Annotated in this window: 18 protein-coding genes; 13 read left to right on the top strand and 5 right to left on the bottom strand. The window is 41.2% G+C overall.

What is annotated here, in order from left to right; genetic code table 11:
* Window positions 1-53: 53 nt before the first annotated feature.
* From FAM09_RS05200 to idi, 11 genes are all read left to right on the top strand, one after another.
* Window positions 54-2,000 carry a dehydrogenase E1 component subunit alpha/beta gene (locus tag FAM09_RS05200; protein ID WP_136575993.1) on the top strand — a complete coding sequence of 649 codons (1,947 nt, stop codon included), beginning with the start codon at window positions 54-56 and terminating at the stop codon, window positions 1,998-2,000.
* A complete protein-coding gene (locus tag FAM09_RS05195; protein WP_136575992.1) occupies window positions 2,000-3,313 on the top strand; it encodes a 2-oxo acid dehydrogenase subunit E2 in 1,314 nt (437 codons plus the stop codon). Before FAM09_RS05200 ends, FAM09_RS05195 begins: the two co-directional genes overlap by 1 nt.
* Before the next feature lie 4 nt (window positions 3,314-3,317).
* The gene (locus FAM09_RS05190) at window positions 3,318-4,055 is read left to right on the top strand and encodes a holo-ACP synthase (protein ID WP_136575991.1); all 738 of its coding nucleotides are present in this window, start codon (window positions 3,318-3,320) and stop codon (window positions 4,053-4,055) included.
* Between the two features lie 18 nt (window positions 4,056-4,073).
* A complete protein-coding gene (locus tag FAM09_RS05185) occupies window positions 4,074-4,838 on the top strand; it encodes a glycosyltransferase family 2 protein (protein WP_243751599.1) in 765 nt (254 codons plus the stop codon).
* Window positions 4,826-5,941: a GDP-mannose 4,6-dehydratase gene (gmd, locus tag FAM09_RS05180; protein WP_136575990.1), complete on the top strand. Its 1,116-nt coding sequence runs from the start codon at window positions 4,826-4,828 to the stop codon at window positions 5,939-5,941. The genes FAM09_RS05185 and gmd overlap by 13 nt, the downstream gene beginning before the upstream one ends.
* Window positions 5,942-5,999: 58 nt before the next feature.
* A complete protein-coding gene (fcl, locus tag FAM09_RS05175) occupies window positions 6,000-6,938 on the top strand; it encodes a GDP-L-fucose synthase (RefSeq protein WP_136575989.1) in 939 nt (312 codons plus the stop codon).
* A gap of 36 nt (window positions 6,939-6,974) precedes the next feature.
* Entirely contained in the window at window positions 6,975-7,718 is a 744-nt protein-coding gene (locus FAM09_RS05170) for a tyrosine-protein phosphatase (protein WP_136575988.1), read from the top strand.
* Window positions 7,719-8,062: 344 nt separating this feature from the next.
* Window positions 8,063-8,971, top strand: coding sequence for a hypothetical protein (locus tag FAM09_RS05165; protein WP_136575987.1), 909 nt, complete (start codon window positions 8,063-8,065; stop codon window positions 8,969-8,971).
* A 159-nt stretch (window positions 8,972-9,130) separates the two neighbouring features.
* The gene (locus FAM09_RS05160; protein WP_136575986.1) at window positions 9,131-10,009 is read left to right on the top strand and encodes a MerR family transcriptional regulator; all 879 of its coding nucleotides are present in this window, start codon (window positions 9,131-9,133) and stop codon (window positions 10,007-10,009) included.
* Between the two features lie 282 nt (window positions 10,010-10,291).
* Window positions 10,292-10,792, top strand: coding sequence for an RNA polymerase sigma factor (locus FAM09_RS05155; RefSeq protein ID WP_081144569.1), 501 nt, complete (start codon window positions 10,292-10,294; stop codon window positions 10,790-10,792).
* A gap of 205 nt (window positions 10,793-10,997) precedes the next feature.
* A complete protein-coding gene (idi, locus tag FAM09_RS05150) occupies window positions 10,998-11,540 on the top strand; it encodes an isopentenyl-diphosphate Delta-isomerase (protein ID WP_136575985.1) in 543 nt (180 codons plus the stop codon).
* 367 nt (window positions 11,541-11,907) lie between these two features.
* On the opposite strand, the gene FAM09_RS05145 is transcribed toward idi, so the two are convergent.
* Entirely contained in the window at window positions 11,908-12,126 is a 219-nt protein-coding gene (locus FAM09_RS05145) for a helix-turn-helix domain-containing protein (RefSeq protein ID WP_208025480.1), read from the bottom strand.
* 186 nt (window positions 12,127-12,312) lie between these two features.
* On the opposite strand from FAM09_RS05145, the gene FAM09_RS05140 reads away from it, so the two are divergent.
* Entirely contained in the window at window positions 12,313-12,591 is a 279-nt protein-coding gene (locus FAM09_RS05140) for a hypothetical protein (protein ID WP_136575984.1), read from the top strand.
* Window positions 12,592-12,755: 164 nt separating this feature from the next.
* Here the strand turns inward: FAM09_RS05140 and FAM09_RS05135 are convergent, their stop codons facing one another.
* The 4 genes from FAM09_RS05135 to FAM09_RS05120 are packed head-to-tail and all read right to left on the bottom strand — an operon-like array spanning window position 12,756 to window position 19,837.
* Window positions 12,756-15,155, bottom strand: coding sequence for a hypothetical protein (locus tag FAM09_RS05135; RefSeq protein ID WP_136575983.1), 2,400 nt, complete (start codon window positions 15,153-15,155; stop codon window positions 12,756-12,758).
* A 33-nt stretch (window positions 15,156-15,188) separates the two neighbouring features.
* A complete protein-coding gene (locus FAM09_RS05130) occupies window positions 15,189-16,337 on the bottom strand; it encodes a DUF4249 domain-containing protein (RefSeq protein ID WP_136575982.1) in 1,149 nt (382 codons plus the stop codon).
* Between the two features lie 10 nt (window positions 16,338-16,347).
* Window positions 16,348-19,116, bottom strand: a complete 2,769-nt coding sequence (locus FAM09_RS05125) for a TonB-dependent receptor (protein ID WP_136575981.1) — start codon at window positions 19,114-19,116, stop codon at window positions 16,348-16,350.
* A 1-nt stretch (window position 19,117) separates the two neighbouring features.
* Window positions 19,118-19,837, bottom strand: coding sequence for a hypothetical protein (locus FAM09_RS05120; protein ID WP_136575980.1), 720 nt, complete (start codon window positions 19,835-19,837; stop codon window positions 19,118-19,120).
* 704 nt (window positions 19,838-20,541) lie between these two features.
* Between FAM09_RS05120 and FAM09_RS05115 the strand changes: the two genes are divergently transcribed.
* Window positions 20,542-23,469, top strand: a complete 2,928-nt coding sequence (locus FAM09_RS05115; RefSeq protein ID WP_136575979.1) for an FAD-binding and (Fe-S)-binding domain-containing protein — start codon at window positions 20,542-20,544, stop codon at window positions 23,467-23,469.
* Window positions 23,470-23,703 lie beyond the last annotated feature (234 nt).

Genomic DNA, 23,703 nt, shown 5'->3' with positions numbered 1-23,703 from the left:
GTGTAGAATACCAAGGAATTGAAATTCAGTAATCAATATTAGTTTTGCTGATCATGCAATCGGTTTCAAAAACAATAAGTCATAGAATTATAAAGGAAGCGATCCGAATTCGTCGGGTAGAAGAAAAATTCCTTGAATTATTCTCTTCAGGAAAATTAAATGGAACTGTTCATACTTGTGTTGGACAAGAATTTTCGGCTGTTGCCTTTGCCGGTCAACTTAAAAAGAAGGACTTTATATTTTCAAACCACCGGTGCCATGGGCATTACATTGCTTTTACCGGTGATATTCGCGGCCTGCTTGCCGAATTGCTTGGCAAAGCATCGGGTGTTTCGGGTGGAATAGGCAGTAGCCAGCACCTTTGCAATAAAAACTTTTATTCCAATGGAATACAGGGAGGCATAGTTCCGGTTGCAGCAGGATATGCATTGGGTAATAAGTTAAGAGGTGACGACTCCATTGGTATTGTATTTATTGGAGATGGCACGTTAGGTGAAGGTGCGTTGTACGAAACAATGAATATTATTTCCAAATGGGAAATCCCATTACTCATCGTTTGTGAGAATAACCTGTATGCCCAATCAACTCCTCAGCATATAAACCTTGCTGGAGACATTGTGTCAAGGGCGACGGCATTTGGCATTGAAACCTTTGAAGGAGATACCTGGGATCCGGAGTTCCTCATCAATAAAGCCCAGGGCGCTATTGATTATGTTCGTTCTTCGAAAAAACCCGGTTTTTTCCTGGTAAATACTTACAGATTGAATGCACACTCAAAAGGAGATGACGATCGGGCAAAAGAAGAGGTTGAAAGTTACAGGAACAAAGACTTTTTGAATATTTTCAGCAAGGAGTCGGCCGATTATTATAACAGATATTTGGAAGCTATCAACAGGGAAATTGATGAGTTGGTTGATGAGATTTTGCTGGAAAGCGAATTACCTTTTGAAAATTATTATCAGCATAAAGAAATTGTTTCTGATAATAACTGGAGCGCTCTGGAATCAATTAATAAGCGGCAGGTAGAACTGCTCAATAAATTTTTCAGAGATAAAATTGTTGCTGATGACCGCACGGTCTTTTTAGGTGAAGATATTTTGTCGCCTTATGGTGGTGCGTTTAAAGTAACAAAGGAATTATCGGTACTTCGGCCTGAACGTGTGTTTTCAACACCCATCTCTGAATCGGCTATTACCGGTATTTCAAACGGGCTTGCATTAAATGGGTTTAAACCGCTTGGTGAAATAATGTTTGGCGATTTTATGACGCTGGCATTTGACCAGATCGTAAATCATGCTTCCAAGTTTCACCACATGTTCAATAAGAAGATCAACTGCCCGGTTGTTATTCGTACGCCCATGGGCGGCCGCAGGGGATATGGTCCAACCCATTCTCAAACGCTCGACAAATTTCTTGTTGGCATTGATAATGTAAAGACAGTTGCATTAAATACCTTTTTCGATCCGGCTATTATTTATGAAAGCATTTTTTGCGAAGAACATCCCGTGCTGGTGATTGAAAATAAAACTGATTACGGCAAAAGAATACTGTCGAACAAACATAGCCATTTCCTATATGAACGGAACGATGATGCTTACCCGGTTGCACGTGTGAGACCTGCTGTTTCAGACCCTACAATAACTATTGTAGCCTATGGTGGAATGGCCGATGAAATGTTATCGATGCTGGAGGCTATCTTTATGGAGACCGATCTAAAGCCGGAGCTAATTGTACCCTCATTAATTTCACAGCTACCAATTGATATTATAACTGAATCGGCAATGGCTACAGGCCGACTGCTTGTCATTGAAGAGGGGAGTGGTTATGCTGGCATTGGTAGTGAGTTGCTGGCATCTGTGGCTGAAAGGGTAGAAGGACCAATAAAAATGAAACGAATTGCAGCTTATCCTGTTCCAATACCTGCTGTGAAGTCACTGGAACATGCAGTGCTGCCCGAAAAGCAACGTATTGTAAAGGAAATTAAAGAAATTTTTGGCTGATGGCACTACTTCAGGAGATACAGGTTCCTTTGCTGGCTGTAAATGATACAACACTTACTGTAGTTGATGTCGCATATCCCAATGGTCAGCATATAAAAAAAGGCGATATCATATTGGTATTTGAAACCTCAAAAACAACCTATGAGGTGATGGCAGAGGTTGATGGTTTTGTGCAGTATTTATGTGAAGCCGGGCGGGATTATGACGTTAATCAGGTAGTTGCAAAAATATTCAGTACTGATGCAGAAGTTCTAAAAGAACCGATAGCGGCAAAACAGGACCTTACGGCGCAAATTCAGGAAGTAAAGCAGCATATTGTTAATGCCTGGACCGGTGATACGCTGTATTCTGTGGAAGCACTCCGCCTTATTGAGTCGTTGCATATTGATAAGTCGGCTTTTAAAGGTAGGGATTTCGTAACCCGCCAAGATGTTGAAGAATTGAAGGGAATAAATGGAATTGCCAATAAAAAAATAGCTGCTCCACCAGTAACCGCTACGCCTAAAAAAGCAATAGCACCGGTTGATAATTCCAAAGTAATTATAGAAAGGCTTTCTTCAAACAAAAAGCGGGAGATCGAATTTCTCAGTCCGGTTCAGTCAACCGGTTTAACAAGCACCATTAATGTAACGGTGAACACTGAAGGTATTTTCGTACATCTTAACCGGTCACTTAAATATTTTAAGAATTCCCTGTTACCCGTGATCATGTATGAAACAGCCAGGCTTTTGCAGAAATACCCAGCATTAAACGGCTATTTTACAGGAGATGGAATTGCTTTTTATAAACAGGTAAATGTGGGGTTTGCAGTTGACATCGATAAAGGATTGAAAGTACTGAAGATCAGCAACAGTGCAGAAAAGACGCTGGCTGATATTGAAGAAAATATCATGGCCTTATCAACCCGTTACCTGGATGAGACATTGCAACTTGAGGATCTCACAGATATTACGTTTACAATAACTGATCTTTCTTCTGAAGGTGTCGCATTTTTCAGACCGCTTATCAATATGATGAATAGCGGTATATTAGGTATATCGGCAATTGACGATAAATTACAACGCTGCACACTTTCCTGTACATTCGATCATCGGGTTACAGAAGGCAAGATGGTGGCTACATTCCTCAAAGAACTGGCAAACAGACTTGAATCTTACCGGGCTACAAATCATATTTACCCAGTGAAGGATATTATTTGCTATAAATGCAGCAAGTCGCTGGCAGATGAACTGGGTGATGTGGGTTTTGTAAAAAGTATTACACCCGAAGGAAAGGAAGGCTATATTTGTCAAAGTTGTCTGAAAGGTTTTTAAGACTATGGAAGAAAAAATAAAGGATCTGATCGCTGCCTTTTTACGGGTCCCGGCCGAACAGATATCTTATAATACAGTAATTGACCGTACGGCTGTAAGCAGCTCTATTACATTGCACCGGATGTATGCTAAACTGGCGGAAGAAGGGTTTATCGTTGCTGACTATTGGAATATAAAAACGTTTTCAACCCTTGTGGAAAGAATTAATGGGAACGGCCATGCCACTTCATCAGTGATCCAGGATGTGGTAGTGAATACGAATGCAATACCAGTGCATAGGCATGCAGTGGCGCCTGCTGTAGGTATAGATATAGAAGAGGTTACTGCCATGCCGCGAACAAACGATTTTAGAGAAGATGAGTTTTATAAAATGAATTTTTCCCCCGGTGAAATCGCCTACTGTATATTGCAGCCTTCACCCTATGCTTCTTTTGCCGGTTTATTTGCGGCTAAAGAGGCAATTGTAAAAGCTGACAACGTAAACAGGAGCAGGCCTTTCAATACAATTGTTATCAACCACGATCCCGAAGGGAAACCAACGTATCCCGGATATGATATATCAGTGTCGCATACCAATGACCTTGCTATTGCTGTTGCAATACACACGGAGACTAGTTTGTTTGCCAGCGAAAAAAATGTAGCGAATGTTCAACAGCCATCCAATCGGTCTAATGCAAAGTGGTTGTTTGTACTTTCTTTTATTATATCATTGGTTGCACTTTTTATTGCATTATTTAAGTGAATGAGGGTTTAGCGAGTTATGATGAAGATTTCTATAATCACCGCCACGTATAACAGCGCCGCAACTGTCAGAGATACCCTGGCCTGTATTGCCAGTCAGGAGTATCCCAATATTGAACATCTTGTGGTAGACGGGTTATCAAAAGACAATACACTTGATATCGTAAAGGAATTTCCACACGTTGCCTACGTGATATCCGAAAAGGATAAAGGCATTTATGATGCCATGAACAAAGGCGTGAAACTGGCAACTGGCGATATAATAGGCATTTTAAATTCCGATGATTTTTATACGGGTCCTACGACACTGTCAAAAGTAGCTGAGGCGTTTGAAGACCCTGCCGTAGAAGCGGTATATGGTGATCTGCAATATGTAAATGCTACCAATGTGCACCTGGTGACCCGCACCTGGAAATCTGGCACCTTCCGGAAGAGGTCGCTTTACTATGGTTGGATGCCACCGCATCCTACTTTTTTTGTTCGCCGGCACATTTATGAAAAATGTGGATTGTTCAATACCACATTACGGTCTGCTGCAGATTATGAATTAATGCTACGCGTATTAGTAAAATTCGATGCACGGGTACAATATATACCCGAAGTACTGGTAAAAATGCGGACTGGTGGAATGAGTAATGCATCATTGAAAAACAGGTTCAGGGCCAATAAGGAAGATGCAATGGCCTGGAAACTGAATAACTTGAAACCTTATTTTTTTACCATGTGGTTGAAGCCACTGCGAAAAGTTTTACAATTTAACCCGATAAACATATGGCAAAAGTAGCATTGGTTACAGGGGTAACCGGGCAGGATGGAGCATATTTAACCGACCTGTTATTAAAGAAAGGATATATCGTTCATGGAGTAAAAAGAAGAAGCTCATTATTCAATACCGAACGAATAGATCATTTATACCAGGATCCACATGAACAAAATGTACACCTTACGCTACATTATGGCGACCTGACTGATTCAACTAATCTTATTCGTATTATACAGGAAACACAACCCGACGAAATTTATAATCTCGCAGCCATGAGCCATGTGCACGTGAGTTTTGAAACGCCGGAGTATACTGCCAATGCTGATGGTATTGGTACGCTGCGCATCCTGGAAGCTGTTCGTTTATTGGGCTTAACAAAAAAGACAAAGGTTTATCAGGCTTCTACTTCTGAATTATATGGACTGGTGCAGGAAGTGCCTCAATCAGAAAAAACACCATTCTATCCCCGCTCGCCGTATGCGGTGGCTAAATTATATGCTTACTGGATTACGGTGAACTACCGGGAAGCGTATAACATGTATGCTGTAAATGGTATTCTGTTCAATCATGAATCTCCTTTACGTGGAGAAACCTTTGTAACAAGAAAGATCACCCGCGGTGTAGCGAAAATAGCGCTTGGTTTACAGGATAAAATTTTTCTCGGTAACCTGGATGCGCAACGCGATTGGGGACATGCCAAAGATTATGTGGAAGCTATGTGGTTGATACTTCAACAGGAAAAGCCGGAAGATTATGTAATTGCAACTGGCGTAACTACTCCGGTACGTGAATTTGTGCGGATGGCTTTTGATGAAGTTGGTATTGAGCTGGAGTTTAAAGGCAAAGATGAAAATGAAGTAGGTATCGTGAAGGTCTGTAAGAACCCTGAATTTCAAATTGAAATTGGTAAAGAAGTACTAGCAGTTGATAAAAGGTATTACCGTCCTACAGAAGTTGACCTGTTGATCGGTGATCCTACCAAGGCACAAAAACAACTGAACTGGAAACCAAAGTATGACCTGCCCGCCCTCGTTAAAGAAATGGTGGAAAACGATGTAGATCTATTTAAAAAAGAAAAATTATTGAAGCAATCGGGTTATTATGTGCGTAATCAGTTTGAATAATGTTACCTGCAATGCACATTCATTTTTCGATATTCAATTATAATATTCAGTATTCAAAGTGAATAAAACAGATAAGATATACATTGCCGGTCACCGGGGCATGGTGGGCTCAGCTATTGTACGCAAATTACAAAAGGAAGGATTTACTAATTTATTACTGCGTACCTCGGCTGAGTTAGACCTGCGCAATCAGCACGCAGTGCAGGATTTTATGCGTCAGGAAAAGCCGGATTATGTTTTTGTTGCGGCTGCCAAAGTAGGCGGTATCCTGGCCAATAATACTTACCGGGCTGAATTTATTTACGATAATATTATGATGCAATCTAACATCATTCACAATGCCTGGGTGAATGGTGTTAAAAAGCTCCTGTTCCTGGGTTCATCCTGTATTTATCCCAAGATGGCGCCCCAGCCGCTGAAAGAGGAATACCTGCTCACCGGTTTGCTGGAATCAACCAATGAACCATACGCCATTGCAAAAATTGCGGGCATAAAAATGTGCGATGCCTATCGCGATCAGTATGGGTGTAATTTTATTTCGGTAATGCCAACAAATTTATATGGCCCAAATGATAATTACAGCCTTGAAACATCGCATGTATTACCGGCATTGATCAGAAAATTCCATGAAGCCAAACTGAAAAATGAGCCGTCGGTTGTAATGTGGGGAACGGGTAAACCCATGAGGGAATTTTTGCATGCAGATGACCTGGCAGATGCCTGTTATTACTTAATGCAACAATATGATGAACCAGGATTTGTGAATATTGGGACCGGGGAAGATATTACGATAAAAGATCTTGCAATATTAGTGAAAGAGGTGGTGGGTTATACCGGCAATATTGAACATGATCTATCCAAACCCGATGGAACACCCCGCAAATTGATGGATGTTCAAAAATTGCATAACCTGGGCTGGCAGGCCCAAATAGGTTTGCGGGAAGGAATTGAGAAAGTATACCAGGAATTTTCGCAACAATATACTGCAGGTTTGTAGCTTTGCTGCCGGTATCATTCTTATAAGGAATTTGTCATGTTTTCTATTTTTAAAAAAAAGAAAAGAGCGCGTGTTGATCTGAGTAGCCTCGGCACCGATATGCATTCGCATTTGTTACCCGGCATTGACGACGGATCTCCAGATGCAGAAACCTCCCTGCAACTGATCGCCGGTTTGCAGGAACTGGGGTACCGGAAATTTATAACCACCCCGCATATTTTGTGGGATATGTATAAGAATGACGCCGCCTCCATTGGCGCCGCACATCAGGAATTACAACTTGCACTGCAACAAAATAACTCCGACGTACCAGTTAAAGCAGCCGCTGAATATTTCCTGGACGAACATTTTGATGAGTTGCTGCAAAGCAATACCCCTTTACTTACGCTGCACGAAAACTGGGTATTGGTGGAATTTTCTTTTGTAACTACACCACTTAATTTTAAAGACAAACTGTTCAACATGCAATTGAAGGGATACCAGCCGGTGCTGGCGCATCCTGAACGGTACTTGTATTTTATGAGCGACAAACGGTGGTACGACGAGCTGAAAAATGCCGGTTGTTATTTTCAATTGAATATTCTGTCGCTCACCGGTTATTATGGAAAAGCTTCTTTGCAATTGGCCCACTACCTGCTGGGCAAGAAATATATAAACCTGTTAGGAACAGATTGCCATCATTTCCGCCACCTTCATACACTTCAATCGGCCGGCAATAATATTATGGAGCCGGTTAATTCCCTTCTCGACAGTGGAATGCTGTTAAATCCTTCTTTGTAATCAATTTCCGCTGCCTTTTTTTTGAAAATTTAATTACCTGAATCATGTATAGTTAAAAGCAATAATAATTAGCTTATAATCTTAACTATAAGCCATCGATTTAATAATTGTTATTATTTCTATCAGTAATGTGTAGATGGTAATTGGGTAATTGAAAAACAAAAATATTTTTTATTGTGTGAGTAAAAAGTATTTTTTGTGAAAAACCATACTTTTGCGTTAAACTTTTCAATCCAATAGAAGTCTGGTAATATTAGTTGCCTAATCTTTCATATCCTAGGAAAAATAAATGAATGGTATGCTTAAGCCATGCTATTTTTTGTTTACCCCTAAAGTCATAAGGTTTGAAAGCGTTAAGAAAAAGTTTTGCCAAATTTACAGGCAAGATCTTCCATTCCCGTTATGCCCTGGTGTTTATCAATGGGTTTCTTCTTGCCTCCCTTCTTTATTTTTATACGGAAGACTCGTATGAAAGAACACTTTTTGAAACCCTTGCCGGTTATGTTAAGGATAAGTCAGCTGGTGCAAAAAATAGCGAAGAGGCACTTCTACTAAATAGTTTACATCTTACCTATTCGCTGGGAGAAAACCGCGCTGCTATTTTTAGGAACAGAGAATTCCATTCAATTAAATCTTCCATCATTCATCCGGTTACGTACGATTTAATGACCAATAATGGTGCATGTGGTAGTTATGCTTATATCTTAAGTCGCTTGTTGAATGAATTAAAAATTCCCAATCGCATTGCTCAAATGCAGGTAGAAGGCAATTATGGCGGGCATATTCTGGTTGAGGCAAAAACATCAAAGGGCTGGGTTGTAATGGATGGTTCTTACGATTTGTATTTTAAGCGGGCAGACGGCCGCATGGCCAGTTTTAATGATGTGCAAAACAATTGGAATTTCTACCGTACACAAACGCCAGCCAACTACGACAGCAGGTATAGTTATGCAGGGGTACGATATACAAATTGGGATAAGGTGCCGGTTGTGATGCCAATGATAAGAAATATCCTGAGTTTGGCTATGGGTAGAGAAATGGCAAACAGTTTTTCATTCCGGACCTATATGTTAAGAAAATTCCATATTCTGTTCGAAGTGACAATTTGTATATATTGGCTGCTTCTTCTGGTGGTCATCCGCAATTACGTTCGTAACAACCGCGAGAAAATCAAAATATATTTTTCCAGCTTTGTTTCCCGGAAAAGACCTTTACTGGTCCTTACTGCCGAAGCGAAAAGAAAAGTTGCTTAGCGTGTTCATAATTTGCATTAGCTTGCTTTACTTTGGTGTAGGATAAGCCATTGTAAATGTATTCTTTATGCTTAACTCAAAAAAAATAGCAATTATTGGTTTAAGCTTTCTTTCTGTATGCTTAAACAATTTAATATTGCACTTTGTAGTTAACTGTATATGAATGCGTTTACCATAAAGGACCTGGAAAATCTTTCTGGTATTAAAGCCCATACAATTCGTATTTGGGAGCAACGCTATTCCTTTTTGCGCCCGCAACGAACTTCCACCAATATCCGCTATTACACCAATGAAGAATTGAAAATAGTGCTCAATATTGCCCTGCTTAATAAATACGGGTATAAAATTTCCCATATCGATAAAATGAGTTCGCAGGAAGTGCGGGAAAAAATCGTGTCCCTTTCTCATGCAGAAGCGCAACAGGAACGACTGGTGAACGACCTGTTGCAATACATGATCGATCTTGACCTGGAGAAATTTGAAGATGTGCTGGATAATTACATCATGGCAAAGGGCATAGACAAAACCATCAGTTTTCTCATTTTTCCATTTCTCGATAAAATAGGCATATTATGGCAGGCCAGCCATATTCACCCGGCCCAGGAACATGTGGTTACCAATATCATCAGGCAAAAATTAATTGTGGGAATAGAAAGTGTGGTTTCGCATATTTCGGTGAACAAAAAAGTGATCCTCTTTTTGCCTGAGGGCGAATACCATGAATTGGGTTTGCTGTATACCTACTATTTACTAAAAAGCCGCGGTGTGCAGGTAATATACCTGGGAGCCAATGTGCCTTTTCACGACCTTGAATTTATTACCAGTTGTAAACAACCCGATTACCTGTATACCCACCTCACCTGTATTGCCGGCAATTTTAATTTTGAAAAATTTCTCTCCAGGATCCATCAACACGCTCCACAGGTACAAATCATTATTTCAGGCCAGTTAACCAATTGTAATCTTAAGAAATTACCCGCACGTGTTCTGCTAAAGCGCTCTTTAGCCGAAGTATTGGAGTTTATTGCAATACTTTAGTTATTTGTTTAATGTATTCTTTCCTGGCTGATTTTAGATTTTCTTAACAAATATTTCTACCAATTAACCGTCAATCTAATAGGGGATGATTCTTTCTGCGATGTCTTAACCATCGTTCAATGCCATATTCACCAACCGGTGGAAAAGGTGAAAGCCGCCAAAAGCCAGGGGCAGGTGGTCGGGCTGGTTCGATATTTTATTATAGAATTATTAATTGCCCGGATTTTTCCCTTAAGTAGTTTATGTTTAAATTTGTACTGTAATTATTTAAACAACTTTTTTATGTCGACGGTTGAATTTAATCAAATGCTGGTGAACAATGCGGAGTTTTTAAAGCCGTTTGCAATAACGTTGACGAGAGACTCAGAGGCTGCGAAAGACCTGTTCCAGGAAACGCTGTTTCGTGCATTGGCCAACAAAGACAAGTATAGTGTAGGCACAAATATCAAGGCGTGGCTGTATACTATCATGCGCAATATCTTTATTAACAATTATCGGAGAAAAGTTAAACAGAATACTATATTTGATAGTACTCCTAATGATTTTCTGATCAATCAAACCCAGAGTGTTGTTGCTAATAACGCCGAATCAAATTTGCGGCTGAAAGATATTCAGGAAGCTATTCATAACCTGCCCCAGATATTCAGAAACCCTTTTCTGTTGTACTTTGATGGTTTTAAATACCATGAAATTGCAGATATGCTTGGTGAGCCTTTGGGCACTATTAAAAGTCGCATTCACTTTGCCCGTAAACTGTTAAAAACACAAATAGAACGGCATTAGTAGTTTACCAATTTCTAAATCTTTAAACCGGTACAGTATTACCATAATCGATTCCTGGTCGTACTTTCTTTTACCTCCCTTATTGTATTGAATTTCTTAAATTCAATAAGCCTGGTTTGGCCGCCATTTTTGGCTAACCGGGTTGAGAGCAGGATTTTGTATTACCAGGTATGGTAACACCATGATTATTTAGCAACTTTGTATCATGAGTAAAGTAACCGACGTGATATTGGTAAATGCACAGGATGAACCCATCGGCACTATGGAAAAGATGGAGGCACATCGTAAAGCCGTGTTGCATCGCGCATTTAGCATTTTTATTTTTAATAGTAAAGGAGAAATGTTATTGCAGCAACGGGCAATGGGAAAATACCATAGCGGAGGGTTATGGACCAATACCTGTTGCAGTCACCCGGCGCCCGGCGAAGATACCTTGCAGGCTGCCACCCGCCGCTTGAACGAAGAAATGGGGTTTACTACTTTACTGGAGAAGATCTTCGATTTTGTATACCAGTGTGAATTTGAACATGGATTAACAGAGCATGAATTTGACCATGTTTTTATTGGGATGTATGAAGGCAGGATGTCACCCGACCCCATGGAAGTAAAAGATTATTGTTATAAAAGTCTTGCAGAAATAGAAGCCACCCTATTATCGCATCCCCAAAAATATACTTCCTGGTTCAATATTGCTTTTCCTAAGGTACAGCAATGGGCTGCAGAAAATTTATTGAAAAAGGCTGTATAACGCCGTAACAACACCGAAACTTTTCATTTATCTACATTATTACAGAAAACCCTTAGTAGCCTGTAAACATATTGATCATTTTATTGAATTGAGTGCCGCAAGAAGCAGGAACCTGTTATTTGCAGAGTAATTTTGGATGACAATCCAATACCCTTCGAAACAGGCCCCGTTTTTAAAACGGTATCTTATGAACGAAATCGCATTGTTTACCCAGGAACCTGTTAAAAAGGTTATCCATATCCAATATCTGAAAAAACCAATACGAACTCCTTTACAGGTACATTAAATTACCAGCATCCCTCGTTTTACGGGGGATGCTTTATTTAAGGAATGTTTGCGCCTGTGCTTCCTCCAATAAAAGGGGATATTACTGTTTTAAAAGCATGTATTCAGGAATATCCAATGCTTCGGCTAACTGAGCCAGTGTGTTGAGTGTAACATTTACCTCGCCGTTTTCCATTCTGCTTATTTCGGCATTGTCAATATTACAAAGCGCATACAAATCGCGCTGGCTTAATCCCTTTTCATTTCTGAAGTGACGCAGGTTTGCGCCGAACGTTTTCAATATCTGATGGTTAGCAGCCAATGGTGTAGTATTAGAAGGTTAAGATGAAATTTTTTTTTAATTTTTCGGCTGTGATATAGTACATCATATTAAAATAATTCTTATCTTCGTTTAAGCATTATCAGGGGATTGCAACGGTAAGACGTGTTTGTTTTCAGGACGTTTACCGGTTTTTTTGATTATTCCTTCACCTTTAACTTACTTGTTATGCGGTCCCTTAATAACCATCCAGAATGGCATAATCAACCCCTTCGGCTAAGTGAGGAAGAATTAAAGAATCCACGACTAGCCATTGAAAATTTCTTCGAATGCTATCATTTACAGGAAGTCAGGCAAATTTTGTGGAACTGGATGATAGAAGTTGTAAGCAGCAGCCGAAGTATTTCCCAGGAAGGCCAGCAACGCAATGACCATATCTACTTTTATGAAAAGATGGAAGCATTGGTAGAAGCCGTTTTTTTAATTAATCAAAGAACGGATATATAAATACTTTGCATTTTGATGCAGTCTTTCTTAGTGCGCGTTTCTTCACATTTTCATAGGCCCAATAAATAATAATTAAAGACGGTTATATATGGCTAGCTTTTAGATGTATGTTTAGGTAAGGGGGATTCCTGCGTCTCTTAAGTACCGGTCCGTACCCTATATTTTTATTTATCCATTACCTCAAACGTAAAATAATGGCTGCCAGCATAACCCACGTCGTTCATGCCCTGTAAAACAGCTACATATTTCCCTTTCCTGTCACTCGTATAAAATTCAACGGTCGCCTGTCCACTGGCATCGGTCTGCACGTCTGACGACCAATACAAAAGATTTCTGAAATCAGGCAAACGGCTGGCAGCTTGCTGTTCGGTTTTGTATACGGGTGAGTAAAACTCCCGCTTTAGCTGTAAACCCTCATAATCCAGAATTACGGCCTTCGAATCAAGTTTAAGGTCTTGCATATCGCCATGATAGGTGGTAAAATTTACAATGCCCAAATAAATAAATTCTCCTTTGATATACTTATTGGTTACCACTTCCAGGTTATTTACTTTCAATGGGTCGTATTTCAACAGGATGGTATTATCTACTTTTACTCCATCTAATAAAATAAGCGGGTCGGAGGTATGAAAATCCCGGGATTCGAAATCAAATACTTTCAGGTGCAACTGACCGTCATAACGTCGTACAGCTACTTCCGGTACATACTCGCGCAACACTTCTTCCATAGTGGTAAACCGGGTATAATCATCGAGCTTGTACTTTTTAAATGGCTTTCCATAAAAAGGCACTGTATCTATCAGTGGTACGTGAAACCGGCTTAATTTTCCCGCATCGTATGTGTTGAGCACCTGCATGCTAATGCTTTGTTCGTTGAGTGTTGCTTGTGCAGCCGGTGGTAAAACAAATGTAGGCAGGGGCTGGTTAGTATATTTTTCCGAGAATGGGTTCAATACATCAACCCGGTAGTTACTATCGGGTGCATCGGTTTGTACAATGATCTCGTTCTGTCCGTAATAATCTCTTACATCAAAATATAGTTTCCCTTCTTTATTGGTTTTAGCGTTATAAAATTGCAACTGTACACCTGGTATCGATAACCAGGCATCCATTCTGGGAATGGCAGTATTGCTCATGTTATTCTTTACCTGGCAGGTAATAATATGGCCGTCGAACTCAGGTGCGTATTCAAATGCAGGGCGGGTTTCGTTTAATACATAATCCCAATTGAATTTTCTCCAGCCATGCACCAATATGAGGTTGTCAGTGGCTTCTTTTAATGCATTACCGGGCGAAGAAAAATAATAAGCCGGTGATTCAACATTACCGCTAAGTTCAGATGTGAGCCATAAATAGCTAAATATAGAATTGGGATTAACAGTTTGCAGCGAATCGAGCCGGTATACGGCTAATGACAGGTTTGCGGGCGTGCCAGCTTGTGCTTTGGATTGCTGGGTACTAACAGAAATAGCCACCCGTTTACGACTTCCATATGTTGGTGCATTGCTGGTGGCTGTAATAAGTAGCTCCTGCGTGGGGTACTTAAAGTACAGGCGCTCACATACCGGTTGTTGTTGAGCGTTAAAAATAGTAATGTTCGAAATGCCGTCTGCCAGTTTATTTTTATCGATCAAAAAAGTGGCCACCCCATTTGCAAGTGATTGTGTTTCGGCTACCTGCATAACCTGGTGACTATGCACAAAAAGAAATACCGGTTGGGAAGGCATGGTCTTGCCAGTTACCGTTACCTTGATATTATTGGCACCTTCTTCGTTTAACTGCATTACATACCCCTGTTCATAAGCGGCCGGTAAATAGTCAGTGATGATGCGGCCATCAGGTAAGGTGATCAATGCCTTGTAGCGTTGAGTGCCGGCAGGCGTGAACATAAAATGCCCCATGCCAAATTTGAGTGATTGAAAACTTACCACGGTATCATTGTTTTCTGTCAATACGATGCCTTTGCAATCAACTCCTTTACCAGCAGGGCCGGTAACCTGGAAAGCTACTTTACTGTTTGTTTCCTTTACCAGGTTACCACCTTCGGGAAAGAACGCAACCTGATAACGACTGCTTGTATCTGCGGCTTGTGGCGTTAATGTTTTTAATGTATTTACAATGGTCACCGGCTTTTCAAAATAATACGCTGCATTGAAATTTTTCATCCAGTTGGTGTACGCCCGCAACTTATAATTGCCTGAATTTATTGATACCGGTAAAAAAAATGAACCGTTGCCTTTTCCTTTCTTCAACGCTATTTTAGCTTGCATTACCGGTTTGTTCTCTTTATTGAGAATTTCTATATAGGCTATTTTGCTCAGGTCAACTGGTTGATATAAGGCGCCATCTACATTGTATACTTTAAACCAAAGCAGTTCGCCTGCCAGGTAAAAATTTTTATCAGTATGTACATACAGTTTTTCCTGCTGGTTCCTGTTGCAATATTGTTTGAATCGTTCTGGTATACCCGAAAACGCATCCTGTGCATTGCTTTGCACAGCATGCAATGCCAGAAATGCCAGGATCAAAACAGTTGAAATTTTTATATGGTTGAATAGTTTCATGTATGCAGTCAGTTATACAGATCAATTGTTTTCTTATGGCCAAAAAGTTGGTTTTCTATTGGTGCCGCGTATTGTACAATCAACGCAACTTGGGGTAACGCCCAAATAGGATATCATACCACCGCTGCCCCATTCAAAAGGCGCTACAGGCATCAGGTAGGAATAATATTCTGACGAATCTATTGGCTTTAGTGGTACTATATAGGTTTCACAAGACATCACATATTGCCAGTCGGGTAAATCAGTACGCTTGATCCAGATCCTTTTTTCCTGGCGGTTAGCAATGCCAATAAATCCTACAACCGGTTCGCTCGGGTTGGTAAGGCAACGAACGTTTCCTTTAAGCTCAGACGGCTGCCGGCCAAAAACAGAACCGGTTTCCTCTGAATTGCGTTTCATCTTTTCCAGGAATTGATATTCTTCTTTACTGAGGGCATACTGTTTTACGTAAAGGCTGTACAATACACTTAGCTTCCAGGAACCAAATGGTATACTGATTAATGGCTTGTGAATACTGTCTTTGCTAAGTTTGGCAGACGAGCCAAGGATCAGGTTGGTTGAATTCTCCCCTTGCCAGCAGGTGTATAGTGATGTTTCACGCTGCATATCGGGCCTGCGCCATTTAACACCTCTGATGCGACCATCGGAGGTTCTATTAAAATCGAGGCTGGTATAATAATCAGAATGGTATTCCCAGGTTTCTTCTGTTGTCCAGCGGTAATACCAGGTATCGTTTCTGGGATCATGTGTGTTTATGTATATCTGCACATCGTCGCCATTTTCTCTTATCCAGCCTACGCTATCAATAGATGGTGCAGTTCTTACTTTTACATAATCTGAAGCATATTCTTTTCCTTCCCTTGTTTTTATGTTCAGCCTGTATTGCTGGCTGCTATTGAGGTTAAGCTGATTAATGGAATACATACCTCCGCCGTTATTTACAAAATCGTAAATGGAATTGTCGCGCCCCTGCAGTTGCATTTTGGATCCTGTTTCATTGATGAGCAAAGCTGAATCAGCTAAAGGAATGCTGCGCGACAAATGAATTTCAGCGGGCCCGTTGGCGCTGATATAACCTTCTATAACCAGGTACCCTGTTATTGGTACATGTACCGGTGCATCATATTTTTCTTTGCAACACAGCAACAGTATCATTACGCAGCAATATGCAATCTTTCTCATGGTATGCTATTTAAAACCTGATATTAAAGTTTACAAACGGAATGGCATTTCCGAAAATGGATAGCTTGTATCCATTGATGGCCCCGTTTTCGGTAATATAATAAACCGAGTATGGATTTCTTCTGGCTGTAAGGTTGTATATTCCAACCGTCCAGGAGTTATGCGTTTTTTGATGCACTTTATGATTGCCTTCAATATTCATCGACAGATCGGTACGGAAATAGTCGGGAATACGGTACGCATTGCGATCAGCATATAATGCGCGCCAGGAGCCGGCATAATAAAAACGTCCAATAGGTAAGGTAATAGGCCTGCCGGTACTATAGGTAATGTTCATGGAAACACTGAACCGATGGCTGAACCTGTAATTGCCTACCATAGTAATATCATGTGGCTTGTCGTAATTGGCGGGATAATACTTTCCGCCATTGATGACTTCTCCGGCAGTGGAGTCATCCATCTTAAGCAATATTCTCGACCAGGTATAACTGATCCAGCCATTTAATTTGCCGTTTTGTTTTTTAGCCAATAATTCTACTCCATAAGCTTTTCCTCTCGTGCCCATTACATCCGTTTCAATATGATGGTTCAAAACCAACTGGGCGCCGCTTTTGTAATCCAGGTAATTTTTTATGTTCTTATAATATACTTCCGCCGAAGTTTCAATGGTGTTCGATTTAAAATTCTTATAAAGGCCAAACGACACCTGGTCGCCGGTCTGTGGTTTGATATTGGCATCACTAAGCTTCCAGATATCAGTGGGTGAAATAGCGGTAGTATTTGATAACATATGTATATACTGCCGCAATGAATTATATCCGGCTTTTACTGAAAAGCTTTGAGTAAGGCTGTAACGAAGCGCCAGCCGGTATTCGGGACCGTGGTAGGTTTTAATGAATTTGTTTTTTGCATAGGTTTTTGTCTGCAGTAAGTTGTCTTCTGTAATGGGCAATCCGGGCGAATACTCGTTTACAGTTTTGGGTCCCAGGAAATTATAAATGGAATATCGAAGCCCGGCTTGCACTGAAAGTGCATCGGTAATGTTCCATTTCTCACTGATATAGGCCGCGCTTTCCAATGCATGTTCCGCTTCCATATTATCTCTTACTACAAGCGATTGTTTGCTGTTGGGTTCATAGGTGCCGGGGTATAAACGGTAGCGGATGGAACTGATACCAAAGTCAATGGTGTGGTTGGCGTTTATGTACCAGTTGAAATCGGATTTGAAATTATATTGGTTAATGTCAAACTTCATTTTGTAGGCAAACAGGCTGTCCTTATCGCTATAAATATTGTAGTCATAATGGTCGTAGCCGCCGGTAAGCACCATGGTGAGCTTGTTAGAGAAAGTATGCTTCCATTTAACAGATACGTTTTGGTTACCGTACCCATAAGTAGTATCGCTGTTGAGATTAAAGCGGTCTTTGCTTAAGTAGCCTGTTATATACAGGTTGTTCTTTTTATTGAACTGGTGACTGATGTTCAGGTTCACATCATAAAAAGAAGCCTTGCTGTGTTTATATTCGCTGGGTAAAAACTGCAATAACCAGTTGGCATAAGTAGTTCTTCCACCAAGAATAAAAGAGGTTTTATCTTTCTTTATGGGTCCTTCAATAGTAACGCGACTTGTAAGCAAACCAATACCAGCGGTTCCGGCGAAATTTTTCTTATTACCTTCCCGACTGCTGATATCCAACACCGAGGCAAGCCGGCCACCGTACCTGGCAGGGATGCTGCTTTTATATAGTTCCACGTCTTTTACAACTTCGGGATTGAATGCAGAAAAGAACCCAAAAAAGTGCGAGGGGTTATAAATTGTGGCATCGTTAAAGAGTATCAGGTTCTGGTCGGCAGAACCGCCGCGAACATTAAATCCGGTGCTTGCTTCACCTACTGTTTTTACCCCGGGCAGCATAAGTACTGCTTTTAAAATATCTGCTTCACCAAATGCGGTTGGCACCTGCTTAATAGCTTTTATAGTTAAGCGATCGATGCCCAATTGCACGTTGCGAACGTTGGCCAGTTTTTGCGCCGATACAATCACTTCTTTAAGCGATGTAATCCGCTCATCCATGTCAATATCAAAATTGCCGGTTGAATATACCATCACTTGCCGCCTGGTATCTTTCATACCTATGCCTTGTATGTTGAGCAGGTGGCGCCCTTTGGGTAAGGTGATGGAATAGTAGCCGTATTGGTCAGTGGCCGCGCTGATAGCAGGAGTGGTTAACGTAATAATGGCGCCAGCAACCGGTTCGCCCGTTTTTATATTGCGCACATAACCGGCTATGGCTACGGAACCCGTGCCGGGGTTGTTGTTCCTGATACCGATCTCAAATAATTTATTTTCGATGGAAGCGTCGGTTCTTGTTTTCTTTTTATCGCCGTAATAAGGCGTTGTGCCCTGAAGGCTATCGACAATTGTACCGGAAAAGAAACCGGGAGGCAGGGTTGTTTTTATGGTTGCTCCTTTGGTGAGCAAAACGTAGGATTGTTTTTCGGGGATCGCAAAATGAAAATCTGAATTGGCAAATATCAACTCAAGCACTTTTTGCAGGGAAACATTGGTAACCGACAAACTAACGCGCAGGCTATCGAACTGTGCCGGATCGTAATAAAAATGATAACCTGTTTGTGTTTCCAATTCATATACCAGGCTATCAATGGGGGCATCTTTCAGTTCTACGCTCACTCTTTTGGTATTGGGCTGTGCGTTTACTGTAAGACAGGTTATTAGAAGGATAAGATTAAATATTATAAGCAGTCGAAATGTTCTCATGTTACTTGTTTAACGAATCATAATAGGCAGTAGCTTGTACAATGGCATTTTCACGTCCCTTTCTGAATTTGATCTTGTTTTTACGCAGGTATTGCTTTACTTCTCTGCCTTTATCTTTCAAGATGGTAAGTAAATCCTTATAAGTTTTGACCAAGTAGTAGACCCCATCTTTTTGTACAAAATAGTGGTCTTGTTGAAGAAATTTCCGCTCCAGCTCATCCTTGATCTCTTCGTGGATGTATTTAAATCTTTTAGCCAGCACTTTAAGCTGTCCGGAATACAATTCATCATAGAAGCCGGTAAAAATGGGCGACCTGCTGAGGCTGTCGGCCTCCAGGCGAATGAAGTGATGGTTGAGCAGGGTAAATTCCTTTACTTTTTCTGACACCAGTCCTAACCTTGAAAAACCATTGAGGTGCTGCACTATAACCTGGTCTTTTGACAGGTCGTACAGCATAGGTACATTGGCAAACTCCAGTTCATCGTACATTATGGTGCCTATTGCCAGTTCTTTTTGCAGGAAATAAGCATGTCCTTTTATTCGAATAGAATATCCCAGGTGTTCAATACCATTATATAACCGAGATTGATTTTCGATAAAAGGATTGTATACATCCCCGGCCTTTACAATGGTTGGTGTTGCAGCAAGGGCATTGGTTTGCGCCTTTCCTGATGCCGAGAGGGCCGCAAAGCATAGTACAAAAACAACATGTTTTACCATTTGCAGTTATTGGTTTTTTGCTGGTGTCTGTAACCAGTAGTACTATATATTTCTCGTACTGGTAGGCAAATACATAATAAAATTGGATAAACTGTTGCCATGACAAGAAAAAAATAGGTAGTGCTGCAGATCGGTTATATATTTTTTGGCCCCTTTTCTTGTGCATGTTTTCAGTTATAATGGCTCTCAAACTCACTTACTGCAATTATGTAATTACCGTTTCGGAACGGATGTCTGCCCCACTATTATTTTCCGGGATACGCCTGTGGTGAATGAGTGTACAATTTAATTAATGTCAGTTATGTAAGACCGGTTTTCAAGGATTTTAATTTCCAGGTTTACCCCCCAGGCATGCACATATTACTCTTTTTTAGGATCAATTCTATAAACCAATGGTTAATTTCGGTTGTAATACAAGGTTATTAGCGTTGGTGGTTGAAAGTTCAAATTTTTTGCAGGAAAATGCGGCGCCAAAATCTACACCCGGGGCCGGGTTAAAGCACTGGCGATATTTAAAAGCACCATTTGAGGTAGTTTCGGTGAAATCCCAGAAGATTGCAGGGCGGATTTTTTTCTAATCACTTGAACACCAAATAGATAATTTTTGAAAAATATCTAATATTTTACCTGATTGCACCAAACCACCCGTAAAGCCAGTAAATTTGCGCACCGCGCCGGCACGGCGCAATCAAAGGAGAAGATTCATGAACAATTCTTTACAGCAGTTGGCTAAGGACCTGGAAGGTGAATTGTATTTTGATAAAACCATGCGGGTTTTGTATGCCACTGATGCTTCGGCCTATCGCGAAATGCCGCTGGCCGTAGCCATACCGCGAAATGTAGATGATATTAAGAAACTGATCGCATTTGCTCATACGCATAAAACGTCACTGATACCGCGAACGGCAGGCACTTCTCTGGCCGGACAGGTAGTTGGTGATGGCATTGTAGTAGACGTTTCCAAAAACTTTACGCAGATCCTGGAGTTGAATGCCGCCGAAAAATGGGTACGCGTTCAACCCGGTGTTATTCGCGATGAGCTGAACATGTTCCTGAAGCCGCACGGACTTTACTTCGGACCCGAAACCTCCACGGCCAACAGGGCCATGATCGGCGGAATGGTGGGTAATAATTCCTGTGGTTCCAACTCTGTAATATATCGCAGCACCCGCGAACATTTGCTGGAAGTTAAAGCTTTGCTGAGCGATGGTTCCGAAGCAGTGTTTTCTGCCATAAGCATTGACGATTTCCACAACAAGTGTGAAGGCGCTACGCTGGAAGCCAACATATACAAAACCGTTCGCAGCCTGTTGAGCGATTATAATAACCAGGTTGAGATAAGAAAAGAATTTCCCAAGGCAAGTATAGAAAGAAGAAATACCGGCTATGCCGTAGATGTGATGCTCAACATGGCGCCGTTTACAGCGGGCGGGCCGGAGTTTAATTTTTGCAGTCTCATTGCCGGTTCCGAAGGCACCCTGGCATTTATCACCGAAATAAAACTGAATGTTGTACCGCTTCCGCCTAAAGAAGCCGGATTGCTGTGCGTACATTTTAACTCAATAGATGAATCGTTGCGCGCCAATTTGATCGCCTTGAAATATGGGCCAAGCGCCAGCGAGCTGATAGATCATTATATCCTTGATTGTACAAAGGATAATATCGAACAACGCAAAAACCGCTTTTTTGTATTGGGCGATCCGGGTGCTATTCTCGTAGTGGAATATGCGCGGAGTACCCGGGAAGAAATTATTGAGATCGCTAAACAAGTGGAAGCAGAAATGCGTGCTGCCGGACTGGGATATCACTTCCCGTTACTGTTTGGCGAAGACACAAAGAAAATATGGACTTTACGAAAAGCAGGACTGGGCTTGTTGGGTAATTTACCTGGAGATGAAAAAGCAGTGCCGGTAATTGAAGATACCGCTGTTGATGTGAACGACCTGCCGGCTTACATCCGCGACTTTAATGAGATCCTGAAGAAGTACGACCTGTATTCGGTGCATTATGCGCATGCGGGGTCTGGTGAAATACATTTACGTCCTATTCTTAATTTAAAAACCAAAGAGGGCAATGAATTATTCCGCACTATTGCTGAAGAAATTGCTACCCTGGTAAAAAAATATTCCGGTTCATTAAGTGGCGAACATGGCGATGGCCGCTTGCGTGGTGAATTCATTCCGCAAATGGTAGGGGAGAAGAACTATCAACTGCTTAAACAGATCAAATACACCTGGGACCCGAAGAATATTTTCAATCCCAATAAGATCGTTGATACGCCATCCATGAACAGCATGTTGCGGTATACACCGGGCCAGCAAACGCCGGCTTTTAAAACGGTATTCCGTTATCATAACCAGGATGTGTTGCAACATGCTGAGCAATGCAATGGGTCGGGCGATTGTCGTAAAACGCATTTATCGGGCGGAACCATGTGCCCTTCATTCATGGCAACCCGGAATGAAAAAGATACTACCCGCGCCAGGGCCAATATCCTGCGCGAAATGTTGACCCGTTCCAACAAACCCAATCGTTTTGATCATGAAGAGATCTACGAGGTTATGGACCTGTGTTTGAGTTGCAAAGGCTGTAAGTCGGAATGTCCCTCGAATGTAGATGTGGCCAAACTGAAAGCAGAATTCCTGCAACATTATTATGATGCGAACGGGGTGCCTTTCCGCGCCAAACTCATTGCCGGTTTTTCAAGTTCGGCAAAACTGGGCGCCATGGTTCCCGGTTTGTACAATTGGGCGGTGACCAATCCGGTAACAGGTAAACTGATAAAAAAGTTTTCCGGTTTTGCGGCAGACCGGTCTATGCCCACCATGTATAAAACTACCTTGCGGAGCTGGTATAAGAAAGAAAAGAACCAAAAAGCAAAAAACAAAATACAAGGAATACAGAAAAAAGTATACTTGTTCTGTGACGAGTTTACTAATTACAACGATACTGAAATAGGCATTAAAGCAATACAATTACTGGAGAAACTGGGCTATGAAGTAGAGATGCCGCATCATTTTGAAAGCGGTCGTACCTGGTTATCGAAAGGATTGTTGCGCAAGGCTAAAGAGATCATCAATAAAAACATAGCGCTCTTACATCCGATCATTACAGAAGAAACGCCGTTGATCGGTATTGAGCCATCTGCTATACTTACTTTCCGCGATGAATACATTGACCTGGCAACGGATGAACATCTCGATGTCGCCAGGCAAATGGCCAAGCATGTATTTACGTTCGAAGAATTTATTGCCCGCGAAATAGAGAAAGGCGCCATTCGAAAAGAACAATTCACCACTGAGAAAAAGGTGATCCAGTTACATGGACATTGTCAGCAAAAGGCATTGTCATCCACTGCGCCCTCGGTAAAAATGATGACCTTACCGGAAAATTATTCGGTGCAAACCATTCCTTCAGGTTGCTGCGGTATGGCCGGTTCGTTTGGGTTTGAAAAAGAACATTATGAATTGTCGATGAAGATAGGAGAGCTGGTATTATTCCCTACGGTTCGCAAACAACCCGAAGGGGTGATCATTGCTGCCGCCGGCACCAGTTGCCGCCACCAAGTAAAGGATGGAACCGGAAAACATGCGCTTCACCCCGTGGAGATCATGTTTGATGCACTCGTTTAATAAATTAAATAGTCATATTGAAACCTGGCTGTAGGTTCAGCCAGGTTTTTTTATGCCTCTAACCAAATTATACTGTCATGCTGCACAATTTGGCTATTATAAACTCAGGCTTAAGGGAAGCATTGTAACTTTTTGCTATTACTAAATAGCGTTGATAACCGTGTTGTAATTTTTTACTATTATAAAATCCGATTGTATCATCGTGTTGTAAACTTTTACTATCGCACAATCGCT

The sequence above is a fragment of the Niastella caeni genome, assembly GCF_004834005.1.
Lineage (GTDB): Bacteria > Bacteroidota > Bacteroidia > Chitinophagales > Chitinophagaceae > Niastella > Niastella caeni.
The sequence above is the reverse complement of the archived record's forward strand: the minus strand, read 5'-3'. Positions and strand labels throughout refer to the sequence as shown.